We start from the raw sequence: 15,884 nt of genomic DNA, 5'->3' as shown, positions 1-15,884 counted from the left end.
ATTTCTGGGAGGAAACAAGATGGATAAGGTCGGCATTGGCATCATTGGCTGCGGAAATATCTCCAGCGCCTATCTTAAAGCGATGGCTTCGTTTCCGATACTTAATATCTGCGGTGTTGCAGATATGAATATGGAAGTGGCTCAAAAACGCGCCGAAGAGTTTAACCTTCAGGCTCGAACAGTGGAGGCATTGCTTGCCGATCCCAGTGTCGAAATCATTGTCAATCTCACGATTCCAAAAGCACATGTTGAGGTGGGATTAAAAGCCCTTGAGGCCGGCAAACACGTTTATTCCGAAAAGCCGTTGGGTATCAATTTTGCCGAAGGTAAGCGGCTTTTTGAAGCTGCAAAGGCAAAGAACCTCCGTTTGGGCTCGGCTCCGGACACTTTTCTTGGCGGAAGCCATCAGGCCGTGCGTTCGCTTATAGATGAAGGTGTCTTGGGAATTCCTGTCGGTGGAACGGCAACATTTATGTGCGCAGGTCATGAGCGCTGGCATCCCAACCCGGCCTTCTATTACGAAGTGGGCGGGGGGCCGATGCTCGACATGGGACCTTATTATATTACAGAACTCGTCAACCTCCTCGGGCCGGTTGACAAAGTCGCAAGCTTCGCGACGACACCCCGGAAAGAACGCATCATTACGAGCGCCGAAAGGAACGGTGAGCATATTCCTGTTCATGTTCCTACCCATGTTGCAGGCGTTCTGGCATTTAAAAATGGCGCGGTCGTGCAAGTGGCCATGAGCTTTGATGTCGCCGGGCACAAACATGTGCCAATCGAAATTTATGGCACTGAAGGCACGCTGATCGTTCCGGACCCGAATTATTTTGGCGGCGATGTCTTGTTGCTCAAAAAAGGCGGAGAGTTTGAAGAAAAAGCAGTTTCTCAACCTTATGCCGACGGGAATTATCGCTCACTTGGAATTGCCGATATGGCATATGCCATTCGAAATAACCGGCCGCATCGCGCGAATGGCTCACTTGCACTCCATGTACTCGAAGTCATGGAAGCATTCCAGACTGCGTCTGATATGGGCAAAACAATATCTATCATGACAGACGTGGAGCGACCTGCCCCACTCGAAACGTCTCTGGTTAATAACCAGATTGCAAATTAATCCTGAGGAGGAAACAATGAAAGAAGCGCTGATCGTCTGGGGCGGCTGGAGCGGACATGAACCACAGGAATGTTCGGTAATCGTCAAAGACATCCTCGAAGAAGAAGGTTTCAAAGTCTATGTCGAGCACAGCACAGAGGCTTTTGCTGATCCGTCCGTGCATGACCTTAGCCTCATCGTTCCCATTGTAACGATGTCGAAAATAGAAAAAGAAGAAATAAAAAACCTTGCCAAAGCTGTTGAAAATGGAGTTGGCATTGCTGGTTTTCACGGCGGAGCGGGCGACAGCTTTCGTGAATGTGTTGAATATCAGTTCATGATCGGAGGTCAGTGGGTTGCTCATCCTGGCGATATTATCGACTATCAGGTCGATGTGACCCGCCCGGACGACTCTATCATGGAAGGCATCTCAAGCTTCCCATACCGCTCAGAACAATATTATATGCACGTGGACCCTTCCAATGAAGTGCTGGCAACGACGACCTTCACTGGTGATCATGCCTGGTGGATCGATGGGGTGGTAATGCCCGTCGTCTGGAAAAGAAAATATGGCAATGGCCGGGTATTTTATTCCGCACTGGGGCATCAAGCCAAAGAATTCTCGGTACCACAAATGCAGACGATTTTTCGGCGGGGTGCAAATTGGGCAGCACGGTGAAGCAAAAAACTTAGCATTTACGCTTTTGTTTGGCCACTCTTACCAACAGCAGCGGTTGTTCTGAAACCAGAAGGTCCCTAGCAAGCTTCAGTTTTTTAACGGAAACGTATCCAGTATGTTCGAGATAGTTGATGCACTCTGCCCGATCGATCTGGTTTAAGGTCGGGTAAATAGGGTGCAAGAAACAGAGCCTTGCGCCCGTCAGCCTGACCGCCTTGCGGATCACTGCTGACTTGTCGCTACCGAGACTTCCCATGTCAACGATGCCTCTGGCCTGAGCAAGCGCACAAAAACACTGGCGATTGATCGGCCCATCGAAGGCGCAAGGTGCTATCCGCCGGTCGCGGTGCACGGCACCAAGAAAGGTCAGGGTTCGCCAAACCCGTCCCCTGGACAACAACACAATTACTATTGCCGGGCCAGATCCGGTTGCCGCTATAGCCCAGAAAAACTGTATCATCAGCAATCAGTTTCGAGCCAGTAGCCGTAACAAGAGCTGTTCCGTCTCCAGTAAGCCCAACGGAGATAAATTCCTCAGACGGAACCCGGTAAAGTAGCGTTGCTGCCTGTGTTCTTTCAGACCGACATCCCAATCGCAACTGTGACCTCCCCGCCCCCCTCAATATTGAGGGGGGCGGTGCCACTTGAATCACCGCGCCAGAGCGACTGCAATCAACGTTTAATCGAAACGAGAAATTTCAAAAGACAAAAACCTCATATTATTCGACGATGGACAGGGCCACATATGAAAAATCAGGCTTTTACCATATGTTTAAATTCTCATCACTCATACCAGGTTTTTCAGTCCGACCACGATGCCTAGAGAATTTCCTGCTGTGATTGGATCATTGGAAAGCCTCATAAGTTGAGGTGATTTCACCTTTTGGTTTCTACAATCGACAAAACGTCATCCGCGTGACATATCCAGGGGCGGCGACACGTCTGCACCCAATGGGCAAATGTAGGGTGTTCTGGATGTATGTTCAGCCAACGCTGCTTTTGCACTCTTCAACAAAAGCGGGTCAGTTATTACATTTAATCCCGTGGAAGCCATTGCCTTTGCAGCATGTACCATCGCTTTATGTGCTGCGGGCGATTTTCCTTGCGCAACAATCTGCCAGGTATGAAACGGTGTTCCAATGGCGACTGTCGGCGCATGAACCTGTACCGTCGGTACGACCCAGCTCACATCGCCCACATCCGTTGATCCGATAAACGGCTTACGATTGGTATTTTCTGGTGTCAGAAAATTTGCGAGTGGTTCATCAGTTATCGGCATACCGATAGCTTTATAGACAGACGCTATGTCTTTTTCAGAAAATGTCTTACGAATTTCACGTGCAAAAGCACGATCCTGATCGTCAAAATCCGGCGCACCCAATTCATCCATAGCTGTGTAAAGCGCCCGTTCCAGCGGTTTGTTATCCAATGTGTTGGACACAGCACTCACTATCTTCATTTCAACCGTTGTTTCCGTCATCATTGCTGCGCCCAGTGCAATCTTATGCACGCGGTGAACAAGATCATTCATATCCTGCAATTCCATCGCCCGGATCGAATATCGAACCCGTGCATGCGCCTGCACGACATTCGGCGCAATACCGCCAGTATCAAGAATTGCAGAGTGAACGCGCGCATCAGATGGCATATGTTCGCGCATATAATTGACACCAACGCTCATAAGCTCAAGAGCATCAAGTGCGCTGCGCCCGAGGTGCGGAGCTGCGGCAGCATGAGCTGCACGACCTTTAAAGATAAAATCAGCACGCGTATTTGCAAGAGAAAGCGCTGGAGCAACTTCCCAGAAACTGTATGGGTGCCATGAGATCGCGACATCAACGTCGTCGAATGCGCCTGAGCGAACCATGAAGGTTTTGGCTGCGCCGCCCTCTTCCGCAGGGCAGCCATAATAACGCACACGGCCGGGAATGCCGTTCTCGGCAAGGTAATTTTTGAGCGCGATTGCGGCAAGCATCGCGCCTGAACCAAGCAGGTTATGCCCGCAGCCGTGACCATGACCACCAGCTTCCAAAGGCCTGTACTCGGCCACGCCGGCTTGCTGACTTAGGCCAGGAAGCGCATCAAACTCGCCCAGAAAGGCAATGACAGGTCCGCCCTCCCCCGCCTCTCCAATAATCGAAGTTGGAATTTCCGCTATGCCTTCGGTGACTCGGAAGCCGTGATACAAAAGCTCCGCCTTGTGCTCGGCCACGGATCGAAACTCTGTGTAGCACACCTCGGGCATACCCCAAACGCGGTCACTCAGTTCTATAAGACGTTGTTTTTCATCATCGACTTTTTGCCAGAGGTCTTTTCGATTATTTGCATTCATCACACGTTCCAACTTCTGTTTTTAGAGCTGTGCTGCATCATCAAGAACAAGTTCATCGGCTGACGGAATCCTGCCCTCAAACCAGAAAGAAGCAGCAGCGCGAGACATAGCAGCGCCATCATGGCCAACACCTTCAATATCGATCAACTTCCAGTTAAATGGCAGTCCAAGCTTTTGGGCGTGCATCTTTGCGAAACTGTAAATAAAATGTGCGCGCTTAAAGCGTGATGCACCTTGCGCAAGTGCTTCCGGTTGAGAAGGCAGGTTGGGATCATCTTCAGCAATATCCTGATCACCGGCAAATATATGCATCGGATATGCAAACCAGCGTGCGAGCTGATCATCAGACAAGCAAATTCCGCCCATGCCTTCGGGAAATTTTCGATCCATATCCGGCAAGGTATACCAGCCAGGATTTGCAGCAATGACCGCACCGAAAGGGTGTGACGGCTGCGTTGCGAGCAAACGATGCGCAAATTGTCCGCCTGCAGAGTGACCATAAAGGAAAGCGGTTTCGCGGTTGGTCGCACCAGACGCCTGCAATGCTGTAAATACCCGCGCAGGAACACCATAAAGCCATTCTGACTGGTCACGGACTGTTCCATCTTTGCGGAGGATGAGTCCGTTATTATAGCTTTCCGCCATCGGGAACGATGCATCCGAGAAGGTTGGCGCCGCAATCAGCAATCCATGTTTTTCTGCAGCGGGTATCCAGAAATCTCGATACTCGTCACCATTGCGCAACATGCCATGCTGAACAATAACAACAGGGCCATCCGGCTTATAGTGAGATGGTCGATAGAAGTTTACCTCCAGCGGACGATCAGGGTGAAACCTGTCAAGGAAAGGCAAAACGCTTTTCCCGACCTCTGGATTAAGAGAAGAGGTAATCATTGAAACTCCAGATTATGCAAATGGCACGCCACACTCTGACGAGAGGCAATTTCTTTAAGCGCGGGACGATGATCACGGCACACGGCCATGGCCTGTGCGCAGCGCGGATGGAAAGGGCAGCCGCTTGGTGGCGCAAGCGGAGAGGGCAAATCCCCCTTCAGCGGCTCGAAATTGCGCTTGCGTCGTTTCACTGACGGGCTAGCATTCAACAATGCAGCACTATAGGGGTGTGCTGGATTGGCAAAAATATCCGCAGCTGATCCGATCTCGACAATACGGCCAAGATACATGATCGCAATACGATCACTGATATGGCGCACCACACCCAGATCATGGCTGACGAACAGGTATGTCAGACCGTATCGGTCGCGCAAATCCATAAATAAGTTGATGACCTGGGCCTGAATGGAAACATCGAGCGCAGAAACAGGCTCATCACACACCAGAAAATCCGGCTTGACCGCAAGCGCGCGTGCAATGCCGATACGTTGTCGCTGGCCACCGGAGAACTGATGCGGATAGCGTTCGCGATACGCGATATCAAGACCGACCTCTTCCAGCGCACGATCCACCATTCCGGATATCTGATTTTTTGGCGCTAATTTGTGAACCTTGAGCGCCTCCGCCACGATCTCGTGAACCTTCATTCTCGGATCAAGTGAAGCAAACGGGTCCTGAAAAATCATCTGCACTTTAAGCAGGAAATCGAGCTTTTCCCGGTTACGTAATTCGGAGACGTTTTTGTCCTTGTAAATAACGTCTCCGGATGTCGGCTTATGAATGCCAGTCGCCATACGCGCCAGAGTGGACTTCCCGCAACCCGATTCCCCGACCAGCCCAAGAACCTCACCTTGTCTGACACTGAGATCAACGCCATCAACCGCGCGCAGGGTTCGGCTGGGTTGCTTTTTACCCGCCAGACTAAGCAGTTTTTCAGCGGTGGTGGTTCGGGACTCGAAATATTTACGTACACCCTTCATCTCGAATAAGATGTCGCTCACGAGATTACCTCCAGGGTCGCAACGGGATTGTGGCAGCGAAAGCTATGATCGCCATAATTCTGTTTTTCCGGATAAATCGTCGTACAAAGGTCAATCGCGCGATCACAGCGCGTTCGGAACGGACAGCCCGACGGCCGCGCATCAATGCGCGGCGCATTTCCATTGATTTGGTGAAGACGCTCGCCGGGGTTAACCATGCCAGTTGAGGAACTGAGAAGACCGAGCGTATAGGGATGCATGGGCTGATCCAGCACATCATCCACCAAACCACTCTCGACAATCTGCCCTGCATACATCACCGCCACGCGGTCAGCCAACTCGGCCACAACTGCCAGATCATGTGTGATCCAAAGAACCGCGGTCCCCGTTTCACGCGCAAGCTTCTGAACCTCATAAAGAATCTGGCTCTGTATGGTGACGTCCAAAGCAGTTGTCGGCTCATCGGCGATAATAAGATCGGGGCCATTAAGCAAAGCAATTGCAATCGCTACGCGCTGACGCATACCACCTGAAAACTCATGCGGATATTGCTTGAGCCGTGCTTCCGGGGAAGAAATGCCAACTCTGGTCAGAGCGTCCATCGCTTCCTTGCGGGCATTTTCACGGCTACAGTTTCGATGCTCGAAAATTGCTTCAAGCATCTGCTCTCCAACAGTAAGGACAGGGTTGAGCGTGGAAAGCGGATCCTGAAAGATCATCGCAATACGATCACCACGCAGCGAGCGTAATTGTTCATCTGAGGCGGTGCGGAGATCAGCCCCATTGAAGAAGATCTTGCCTTCAACAACCTCTCCCGGCGCATCAATCAGTTGAACGATGGAGAAGCCTGTGACGGATTTTCCCGAACCGGACTCGCCCACAAGGCAAAGGATCTCACCACGCTCGACCTTGAGATCAATGCCATCAACAGCAGACCATGCACCGCCGAGCAAATGAAAGACAGTCCGCAGACCGTGTATATCAAGAAGCGCTGTCATGCCGTTGCCCTCACATTGAAGCTGCGGCGAACGCGATCGCCCACAAAATTCAAGGAAATGATCAGGAGGACAAGTGCTATACCGGGGAACACGGCAATCCAGTATTCGCCAGAGAGCAGATATTCGAAGCCATTCGCTATCAACAGTCCAAGAGATGGCTGTGTCACAGGCACACCAACGCCCAGAAACGACAGAGTGGCCTCAAGCGTTATAGCGCCAGCGATGCTGATTGTGGACATGACAAGAACAGAACCGACCGAGTTTGGCAGGAGATGTGCCAGCATGATATGGCGCGTAGGCAGACCGAAATTGACTGCAGCCTCGATATATTCTTTTCGCCGTTCAACCATAGCCGAAGCGCGCATCAAGCGGGCATATTGTGCCCATTGCACCACAATGATCGCGAAGATCACCTTATCTATTCCCCGCCCCACGGAAGCCAGAAGCACGAGAGCGACAAGGATAGAAGGGAAACCCAGCATGAAATCGACAAAACGCATGATGAGCGTATCAACAATGCCTCCGATCTGTGCAGCAAATAATCCAGCAGTGACACCAATAATCATCGCGCCAAGCGTCGACAGCAGTCCAACCAGTAAACTTGTGCGAAGACCATAAAGGATCGCACTGACCATATCGCGTCCCTGCGCATCCGTGCCGAGCCAATAGGTCATTCCGGTCATACTGGATGAGCCCGGTGGAAGACGATTGTCCATCACGCTCAACGAGGCCAGATCATAGGGGTTCTGGACGGCAATAAAGGGTGCAAGGATGGCAAGGAAAACCATCGTTCCAAGCAGGATAGCCGCACCGCGCATCGTAGGCTTATTGCGGATACTTTTAAGCACCCGTTTGCGCAAAGATGTGTTGGCGGATTGGGGGATAACCAGCTTTGTCATACCATCTCTCCCGAGAGTTTGACCCTTGGATCGAGTGCCGCATAAAGAACGTCCACGAGGAAGTTGACGCCGACAAAGAGCAAAGTTGCGAGCATGACATAGGCAACCACAACCGGACGGTCGAGCTGATAGATACTATCGATTAGGAGCTTGCCCATCCCCGGCCACGAGAATACGGTTTCAGTTATCGTGGAAAATGCCACCAGACTACCAAACTCAATGCCTGCCACAGTTACAACCGGTATCAGAATATTGCGCATGATGTGCCGAAACACGATACGCTTGCGGCGAACGCCCTTTGCACGGGCGAATTTGACATAATCCTGCGTTGTGGCTTCCGCTGTACCGGCTGCAACGAGCCGTACCAGCAAGGCCGAGGTCGGAATAGCGAGATTAAGCGTTGGCAGAATGAGGTGGCGGAGACCATCAAGTGTAAACAAGCTCGTCTGAAAGCCCAGAATTTCAACAGTCTCGCCCCTTCCAGCAGTGGGAAGCCAGCCAAGAACCACGCTGAACAGCAGGATGAGCATCATTCCCTTCCAGAAACTGGGAAGAGAAAAACCGATAACCGTTCCGGCCATAACAATGCGCGAAAAGCGACTTTCGGTATTCAGACCCGCATACAAGCCCAAAGGTACACTGACCATTGTAGCAAGCGTCATAGACAGGAGCACCAGTTCCAAAGTGGCTGGAAGTCGCCCTAAGATCAACGATACAACCGGTACACCATGCACAAAGGATGTCCCGAGATCGCCTTTCAGAGCATTGCCGAGAAAAGTGAAATATTGCTGCCAGACTGGCAGATCCAGTCCAAGTCTTTTGATCAGCACCAGCCTTTCGGCCGCACTGACCTGCGGTGGAACAAGCAGCTCGATCGGATCACCGATGCCATAGATGGCAAAGAAAACGGCAACCGAAACGGCGAGCAACACCAGCGCGCTCTGGATCAAGCGCTGCAAAGCATATGCAGTCATCGCATTTTACCCGAATTACATCGAAAGCGGCGCGTGCGCGCAACATAAGGCGCGCACTGCAGTGACAAAGAAACTACTTCTTCGGCTTCGCTGACATAGCAAGAGTGAACTGATCGGAACGACCTGTGAAATCGATATCAGCCTTGTGAGCCCAGATGCCGCTTTCAAAGTGCAACGGAATGAAAGCATAATCTTTAAGCACTTCGGTCGTCGCTTCCTGCAACAATGCAGAGCGCTTATCATCATCCATTGTTTCCACTGCTTCATAAATCAACTTATCGAAAGCAGGGTTTTTATACCCGCCATAATTGGAGCCTCCCATCGTGCCTGCTTCATTTGGAGATGCAGGCGACTGGCGCAGGAAAGACGATGCTTCGCCGCTGGTCGACGCCCATCCACCGATCGCAACGCTCAGCTCTTTCTTTGAACGGCGTGGGAAATAGAGAGCGCGTGTCATTGCGTCCACATCGGTTTTAATGCCGATCTGCGTCAGATATTGTGCAACCGCTTGCGTAATCTGGCTGTCATTGATGTAACGATCATTGGTCGTTGAAATCGTAAGTTGGAACCCGTCCGGATAACCCGCTTCGGCAAGCAGCTTTTTGGCAGCAGCCGGATCGTAACGAAGTTCTGGCGCATCTGGCAATGTGCCGAACATGCCCTTTGGCAAAAATTCATTTGCCTGTTCCGCAGCGCCGTCCATCAGGCGGGCCATAATTGCTTTGCGGTCAATGGCAAGCGACATGGCTTCCCGCACACGAACGTCCTGCAGAGGATTTTTACCATCGGCAGATTTGACGAACGGGCTTTGCTCACGACCGACATCAAGCTGGTAATAGATAACGCGAGTGGTTGGGGTGACTTCAGCAACAAAACGCTTGTCGTCCTTGATGCGCGCCAAATCACGCGCCGCAGGGTTTTCAACAAGATCATAATCGCCGGCAAGCAGGCCGGCCAGTCGCGTTCCTGCATTGGGAACAGGAACAAAGCGAACGCTTTCCCACTGCTCTTTTTCACCCCAGTAATGATCATTGCGCTCAAGCTCGATCGATGAACCCTTTACATAGTTCTTGAGCTTGTAAGGACCCGTTCCAATCGCTTTCTTGCCGTCATTGAAGTCGCCAACAACAGGCCACGCGCCGGTGACACCGCAATTATTGGCCGGATCAAACGTGATCTTGCCATGGTCAACAATCGAGGAACTTAAAATACCCACTGTACCCATGAAGGTCGCAAGCAGCGGTTCAGGAACTTTTGTCGTGATGATCAGGGTTTTTGCATCCGGCGCTTCGACCGATTCGAAATTCGCTGTGATGTCGGCAAATGAACCAGAAACCGCCGTTTCGTTCTTCAGCGTACGACAGAAGGTAAAAACAACATCATCGGCAGTGAAAGGCGCTCCATCCGAAAACTTAACGCCCTCACGAAGCTTGAAGGTCCACTTGTTCTTGCCGTCATTCTCCCACGATTCCGCCAGAGCCGGGTGCAATTTCTGCTTCTCATCCTGCCGCGTAAGGCTATCAAAAATATGTGCGGCCAGCGCATTATTCGGGGTGAGGTCATGGTAATGGGGGTCAACAGCAGTCGCTTCTGATGAGAGCGCGACTTTAAGGGTCTGGGCATTTGCAACGCCACCCAAAACTGTGGTCGCAAAAAGGCTGGCTATTAAGAGCGTTTTGTACATAATTATATGCGTTCCCTTGGAGTAAACATCTTTTTTGATGTGATTATTTTCATTTTTAGATTATATGAAAATTTCTAGACGTCAACGACGGAAATGATCAATGGCCACAACTTTGAGTCCCAAGTCTGAATTTGCTCAGCGAATGACAGAGGTTTACCCGTCTCTGAGCAGATCGCATCAGAAGATCGCGGATTTTGTTCTGGCGCGACCGTTGGACGTCGTAGCCATGTCAATTGAAGGCGTCGCCGAGGCTAGCGGTAGCTCAACAGCCACGATAACCCGTTTTGTCAGAACCGCCGGGTATGGAGGCTTCAGTGAATTCCGAGAAAAGATCGTTTCTGATTTCCAGGCAGTTCCGGTTAATATGCGCAACTCTCAAGGAGATGATCTCGGATCTCTTGGTAAAAGATCGACGTTGCACCGCCAGCTTATTGATAGTGTTGAAAAGCTTCAGGCTACAATATCCAATATTGATCAGGCTGCATCTGACGAATTCATCCAGTCATTATTACAGGCTCATCGAATTATTATTCTTGGAACTGGCGCAAGTCACTACGCAGCAGCATATTTGGAAGAAGGCTTGGCGCTTTATACTGAAAAAAGCGTCACCAATGCACTGTTGCGCGGTGCAAGCTCCTACTCAAGCAATATCATCAACTCCATCAGTAAGAATGATGTGGTGATTGCTATATCCGTTCCTAGATATTCTCAGAGCACACTGGAACTCACAAAATCTGCGCACTCAAAACATGCAAAGATCCTGGTTTTAACGGACAGCCCGACATCGCCACTCGCATCTCTGGCAGATGTCGTGCTTTATGCGACGGCGACGAGCGACTTCCTGCCTAATTCTCCTTCGGCAATTTTCGCGCTCTCCGAAGCGATTATAGCGACCATTGCAGAGCAACGCCCCGATATAATTGAATCTTTACGCAAAATACCGCCACCAAACATTATACGCTAAACGCCAAGCAATATGATGGCATGCAAGCGCTCCTTTTAAAGCGTCATAATTAGAATTTAACTTCAACATGAATTCAATGTTGAAAGGCGCCATAGTTGCCTTGGGGCCTGCCGCCCAGATGTTCAGTTTTGGAGACGTATGTCTTGCGGTGGGCAGTCTGTTTATGGCGCATTTCCAGCCGCCATATCTGCCACATATAGCAAAATCAGCGTTTCTCATATATGGCCATCACTGCGCTTTTAACAGGTGATGCAACCACAACAAAACCTAAATCCTCTTACCTGTTTCGCTGTCGAAGAGATGAACGCGGCTTTCGTCTCCTTTGACGTGCACCTGTTGCCCTAGCTCCAACTCGCTATCACGCGGGAACTCAACGGTCAGCATTTTAGGCTGGCCAATTTCGATATAGCCAAACATCTGACTTCCCAAGCGTTCAACCACCGCAAGCTCACCGCTGAACCAAGCGTCTTGTGCTGAACAAGTCGCCAGGTCTTCTGGCCGAATGCCCAGCGTAACATGATCCTGAACATTGAGCGGCGCGAAGTGGGAACGCAGAGAAATGTCCCTCCCTGTGCAGGACAGCACGAGAGTTTCTCCACTGTTCTGTCGAACCTCAGCAGGAAGAGCGTTCATGGTCGGGCTGCCAATGAATTGCGCAACAAAAAGACTGGCAGGTTTCCGATATATATCGAGCGGCTTGCCAAGCTGTTCGACATTGCCCTTGTTCATAACCACAATTCGATCAGCAAGTGTCATCGCCTCGACCTGATCATGCGTCACATAAACGGTGGTCGCTTTAATCTTTCTGTGTAGTTTCGCAATTTCCAGCCGCATTTCAACACGCAAAGCGGCATCAAGATTCGAGAGCGGTTCATCGAACAAAAATGCATTGGGCTCTCGCACAATCGCGCGCCCCATAGCGACACGCTGGCGTTGCCCTCCTGAAAGTTGTGCAGGGCGACGCGCAAGAAACTCGCCAATTTTAAGCGTTTCGGCCACCGTTCCAATGCGAGATGATACGTCATTATCATTCGAGCCGCGCATTTTAAGTCCAAACGCCATATTCTCTTCCACACTCATGTGCGGATAGAGCGCGTAATCCTGAAAGACCATCGCAATGTTACGCTCCGAGGGCGAAAGCTCGTTGACGATGGCATCGCCAAATTTCAATTCACCGCCCGATATATCCTCCAGACCCGCGATCATTCTGAGCAAAGTGGATTTGCCGCAACCGGAGGGACCGACCAGAACAACAAACTCTCCACTCTCGATCCGAAAGTCGAGATCGTGGATGACTTTATGGGTGCCATAAGTCTTCTGGACACGTTCCAACGCGATGGCGATCATGCCTTCTCCTCCCAGAGTTTTCGCTTGACGTCTTTTATCGATATTATTATCAATAATGATAATTGAGACATTAGGCAAGGAGGCTCAGACATCGGCGTGGCATATTTTTCACCCAAACTCGTTCAGAGCAGGCCTCCAAAAGCAGCAGTCGTATTTGAAGCGCTCAAGCGGGATATTATGCTTGGCACATTGCCCGCTGGGGCCAACTTGACAGAATTGGAAATCGCCGCGCATTTTCAGTGCAGCCAAGGACCGGTGCGTGAAGCGTTGCTCCAATTGCAGGAAGAAGGCCTTGTTCTGAGACAAGGACATAGGGGAACTCAAGTTTCTCTTTGTACGCCGGATGAAGCTGTTGAAATGTTTCGCCTGCGCAATTCCATTGAATGCAATGGTATTCCACGCGTGATGATGCGGCGATCCAAAAAGCTGACGGATGATCTTAAAGAAATGCTGGAGGGCATGCTGCAGGCAGCTGATGAAAAAGATGAATATCGCTTGGCTGCAATTGACCGTGATTTTCACAGACGCATTTTTGACGAAGCAGACTTGCCCGCTCTGAACCCCATTTTACATCGTTGCCTCGTGCATAATCATCGCTTCAAAATCTCACAAAGCGGCAGTGCACGCGACCTGCGTGGAACCGCGCTACGTCATTGCGCAATTATTGATGCACTTGAAGCAGCGGACATTGAAGCTGCACAGATCGCCATGCGCCATCATATTGCAACCATTGTCGATTTTGGGCCAGCTGTATTCCCGGAAGAAGGTCAGTCGCAATGACACATATCCTCGATCATGAACCGTTGCCAGAAATGCGGGCTCTTCTCGAAAAAATCGCTGTTGAGTTATCTGACGCCCCTGATCCGACGACACTTCCGGCTGCGGAGGGGCGCACGCTTGCAGAAAAAAACAACCAGCGCTGGAATATCAATCTTCCAGAAATGCAGGCCGTGCGTTTAACGCAAATAGCTGCGAACCCGTCCATCGGCTCACAACAAACCCCATTGCTCGTTCTGGAACCAATCAACAAAAGGCCCGGAACCCTTCTTTTCATTCACGGTGGCGGATTTGCCTTTTGCAGCCCCAAAACGCATGAGCGCTGCGCACGGGTGCTCGCAGAAAAGACCCGTTTAACCGTTGTTTTGCCTGATTACCGGCTAGCACCGGAAAACCCTTTTCCCGCCGGCCTCCACGATGTCATCGGCACCATGCGGGCATTAATTGATGAACAATTAGAAGGGCTGGATGGCCCCGTTTATATCGCAGGTGATTCCGCTGGCGCAAATCTTTCCCTCTCAGCGATGCTGCACGCGGCGCAGAACAATTATGCGCTGCCCAAGGGCGCCCTGCTCTTTTATGGCAACTATGCCATGGATTTTGAAACTCCATCTTATCAAGCCTTCATCAATGGTCCGGGGCTTACCACCGACAGAATGAAGCGTTATTGGAACTGGTATGCGAGCGGGCAAGACATTGCTTCACATCCGCTGGCCTGTCCACTTCACGCTGAAGATGCAGCTCTTGAAAAAATGCCCGCGCTTTATCTTACAGCCGCAGGCATCGACCCCCTCTTTTCCGATACGATTTTGCTGCATGAGCGACTGTTAAAAATTGGCCGCAAGGACGAAATAGCCATCACAAAAGGCGTGGTGCATGGCTTTCTACAATACACAAATGAACTGACGGCAGCTGAAGCAGCGTTGGAGGACGCGGCGCAGGCATTAAGCCGAATGGCCTGAACAAGAGAGGCCTTTTAAACAACTGGGAGGAGTTGAAATGTTGAAATCTCTTATGCTCAGTGCGGCATTTACCGCTGCACTGACATTTTCCGCGCAATCTGCTGAAACCGTCCGCTTCTGGTATCATTTCGACAACCCGGAAAATCCGATGTCCGAACTGGTTGCCAAGTTTGAAAAGGCCAATCCAGACATCAAAATCGAGGCGGAAAATATTCCGTGGAATAGCTACTACGATAATCTCTATACGTCGATTATTGGTGGCAGCGCGCCTGATGCTGCCATGGTCAAGCTGTTTGCACAGCCACGTTTGACCGAAATGGAAGCACTTGAGCCGCTTGGCGAGCGGATCAATGGCTGGGCCGGAAAAGACGACCTGCTCGACAATCTCCTTGAGTTGAACAAAGCAGCAGACGGCAGCCAATATTATCTGCCTATTCAATATGTCGTCCTTTATCTCTATTATCGCGCTGACCTCTTCAAAGAAGCAGGCCTTGAGCCTCCTAAAACCTGTGAAGACTTCCGCAACGCAGCCATCAAGCTCACAGAGGCCCCAAATCGCTACGGCTTTGGCCTTCGCGGAGGCAAAGGCGGATGGGATCAATGGGGCGCTTTTGTTCTTTCACAGGGTGGTGAGCTGAAGCCGGGTGGCTTGACGACGCCCTCTGCGGTGGCAGCCAATCAATGGGTAATTGATCTTTTCCAGAAGGACAAAGTCATTCCACCATCAGCACCCAATGACGGCTTTCAGGAGATTATCTCGGCCTTTAAAGGCGGAAAAACGGCGATGACAATCCACCATATCGGATCGTCCAAAGACCTCGTTGCCGCTTTAGGCGACAAGGTGTCGGCAGTGCCTGTGCCTGAATGCGGAGGCAATCGCTGGACCTCCTATGGTGATGAATCGCTTGCGATATTCTCATCCTCAGAAGTGAAAGACGCTGCCTGGAAATGGATTTCCTTCCTTGCAGAAGGCGAAAATAACGTCTCCTTCAACAGTGCAACCGGTCAGATGACCGTGACAAAAAGCGGTGCCAAAGACTGGAAGCTGCACGAACGCCGTTTCGTTGATGCCACGGTTGATTCACTGCCCTTCGCACATGTGCTTCCACAAAATGAGGGCACATCGGAATTCGTGAACACGGCTTGGCAAATTGAAATGCAACGCGCACTCGCTGGGCAAATCACCTCCGAACAGATGATGCAGGAACTGGAAAAGCTTTTCCAAAACTAATCGATTGAAGCGCGGGAGCAATATGGCAGCAAACAATTGTGCTGTCATGCCTCCCCTTGCCCCT

General features: G+C 50.9%; 15 protein-coding genes. 6 read left to right on the top strand and 9 right to left on the bottom strand.

What is annotated here, in order from left to right; translation table 11 throughout:
* The first annotated feature begins 19 nt into the window (after positions 1 to 19).
* Positions 20 to 1,120, top strand: coding sequence for a Gfo/Idh/MocA family protein (locus ABE527_RS12055; RefSeq protein WP_499697063.1), 1,101 nt, complete (start codon positions 20 to 22; stop codon positions 1,118 to 1,120).
* 16 nt (positions 1,121 to 1,136) lie between these two features.
* Entirely contained in the window at positions 1,137 to 1,778 is a 642-nt protein-coding gene (locus ABE527_RS12050) for a ThuA domain-containing protein (RefSeq protein WP_499697062.1), read from the top strand.
* A 10-nt stretch (positions 1,779 to 1,788) separates the two neighbouring features.
* Here the strand turns inward: ABE527_RS12050 and ABE527_RS12045 are convergent, their stop codons facing one another.
* The 8 genes from ABE527_RS12045 to ABE527_RS12010 form a co-directional block, all read right to left on the bottom strand.
* Complete coding sequence (locus tag ABE527_RS12045) at positions 1,789 to 2,238, bottom strand: hypothetical protein (protein ID WP_499697061.1); 450 nt, start codon at positions 2,236 to 2,238, stop codon at positions 1,789 to 1,791.
* 447 nt (positions 2,239 to 2,685) lie between these two features.
* Positions 2,686 to 4,110, bottom strand: coding sequence for a M20 family metallopeptidase (locus tag ABE527_RS12040; RefSeq protein WP_499697060.1), 1,425 nt, complete (start codon positions 4,108 to 4,110; stop codon positions 2,686 to 2,688).
* A gap of 21 nt (positions 4,111 to 4,131) precedes the next feature.
* A complete protein-coding gene (locus ABE527_RS12035) occupies positions 4,132 to 5,004 on the bottom strand; it encodes an alpha/beta hydrolase family protein (protein WP_499693740.1) in 873 nt (290 codons plus the stop codon).
* Positions 5,001 to 6,005 (bottom strand): ABC transporter ATP-binding protein, encoded by a 1,005-nt coding sequence (locus ABE527_RS12030; protein ID WP_499697059.1) that lies wholly within the window; start codon positions 6,003 to 6,005, stop codon positions 5,001 to 5,003. Before ABE527_RS12030 ends, ABE527_RS12035 begins: the two co-directional genes overlap by 4 nt.
* Entirely contained in the window at positions 6,002 to 6,982 is a 981-nt protein-coding gene (locus tag ABE527_RS12025; RefSeq protein ID WP_499693738.1) for an ABC transporter ATP-binding protein, read from the bottom strand. Before ABE527_RS12025 ends, ABE527_RS12030 begins: the two co-directional genes overlap by 4 nt.
* Positions 6,979 to 7,881, bottom strand: coding sequence for an ABC transporter permease (locus tag ABE527_RS12020; protein WP_499697058.1), 903 nt, complete (start codon positions 7,879 to 7,881; stop codon positions 6,979 to 6,981). The genes ABE527_RS12025 and ABE527_RS12020 overlap by 4 nt, the downstream gene beginning before the upstream one ends.
* A complete protein-coding gene (locus tag ABE527_RS12015) occupies positions 7,878 to 8,855 on the bottom strand; it encodes an ABC transporter permease (protein ID WP_499697057.1) in 978 nt (325 codons plus the stop codon). Before ABE527_RS12015 ends, ABE527_RS12020 begins: the two co-directional genes overlap by 4 nt.
* Before the next feature lie 73 nt (positions 8,856 to 8,928).
* Positions 8,929 to 10,539, bottom strand: coding sequence for an ABC transporter substrate-binding protein (locus ABE527_RS12010; RefSeq protein ID WP_499697056.1), 1,611 nt, complete (start codon positions 10,537 to 10,539; stop codon positions 8,929 to 8,931).
* Positions 10,540 to 10,639: 100 nt separating this feature from the next.
* Here ABE527_RS12010 and ABE527_RS12005 point away from each other — a divergent pair, with 100 nt between their 5' ends.
* The gene (locus ABE527_RS12005) at positions 10,640 to 11,503 is read left to right on the top strand and encodes a MurR/RpiR family transcriptional regulator (RefSeq protein WP_499697055.1); all 864 of its coding nucleotides are present in this window, start codon (positions 10,640 to 10,642) and stop codon (positions 11,501 to 11,503) included.
* 267 nt (positions 11,504 to 11,770) lie between these two features.
* On the opposite strand, the gene ABE527_RS12000 is transcribed toward ABE527_RS12005, so the two are convergent.
* On the bottom strand, positions 11,771 to 12,850 hold the full coding sequence (locus ABE527_RS12000; RefSeq protein WP_499697054.1) for an ABC transporter ATP-binding protein: 1,080 nt from the start codon (positions 12,848 to 12,850) through the stop codon (positions 11,771 to 11,773).
* Between the two features lie 96 nt (positions 12,851 to 12,946).
* On the opposite strand from ABE527_RS12000, the gene ABE527_RS11995 reads away from it, so the two are divergent.
* From ABE527_RS11995 to ABE527_RS11985, 3 genes are read left to right on the top strand one after another with little or no spacing between them, the layout of a single operon-like run.
* On the top strand, positions 12,947 to 13,630 hold the full coding sequence (locus ABE527_RS11995) for a GntR family transcriptional regulator (RefSeq protein WP_265985734.1): 684 nt from the start codon (positions 12,947 to 12,949) through the stop codon (positions 13,628 to 13,630).
* A complete protein-coding gene (locus ABE527_RS11990) occupies positions 13,627 to 14,589 on the top strand; it encodes an alpha/beta hydrolase (protein ID WP_499697053.1) in 963 nt (320 codons plus the stop codon). The genes ABE527_RS11995 and ABE527_RS11990 overlap by 4 nt, the downstream gene beginning before the upstream one ends.
* A gap of 37 nt (positions 14,590 to 14,626) precedes the next feature.
* The gene (locus tag ABE527_RS11985) at positions 14,627 to 15,820 is read left to right on the top strand and encodes an ABC transporter substrate-binding protein (protein WP_265985737.1); all 1,194 of its coding nucleotides are present in this window, start codon (positions 14,627 to 14,629) and stop codon (positions 15,818 to 15,820) included.
* Positions 15,821 to 15,884 lie beyond the last annotated feature (64 nt).

It is taken from the genome of Brucella sp. TWI432 (assembly GCF_039674445.1).
GTDB lineage: Bacteria > Pseudomonadota > Alphaproteobacteria > Rhizobiales > Rhizobiaceae > Brucella > Brucella chromiisoli.
Note: the sequence above shows the minus strand (reverse complement) of the source record. Positions and strands in the feature narration are given on the sequence as shown.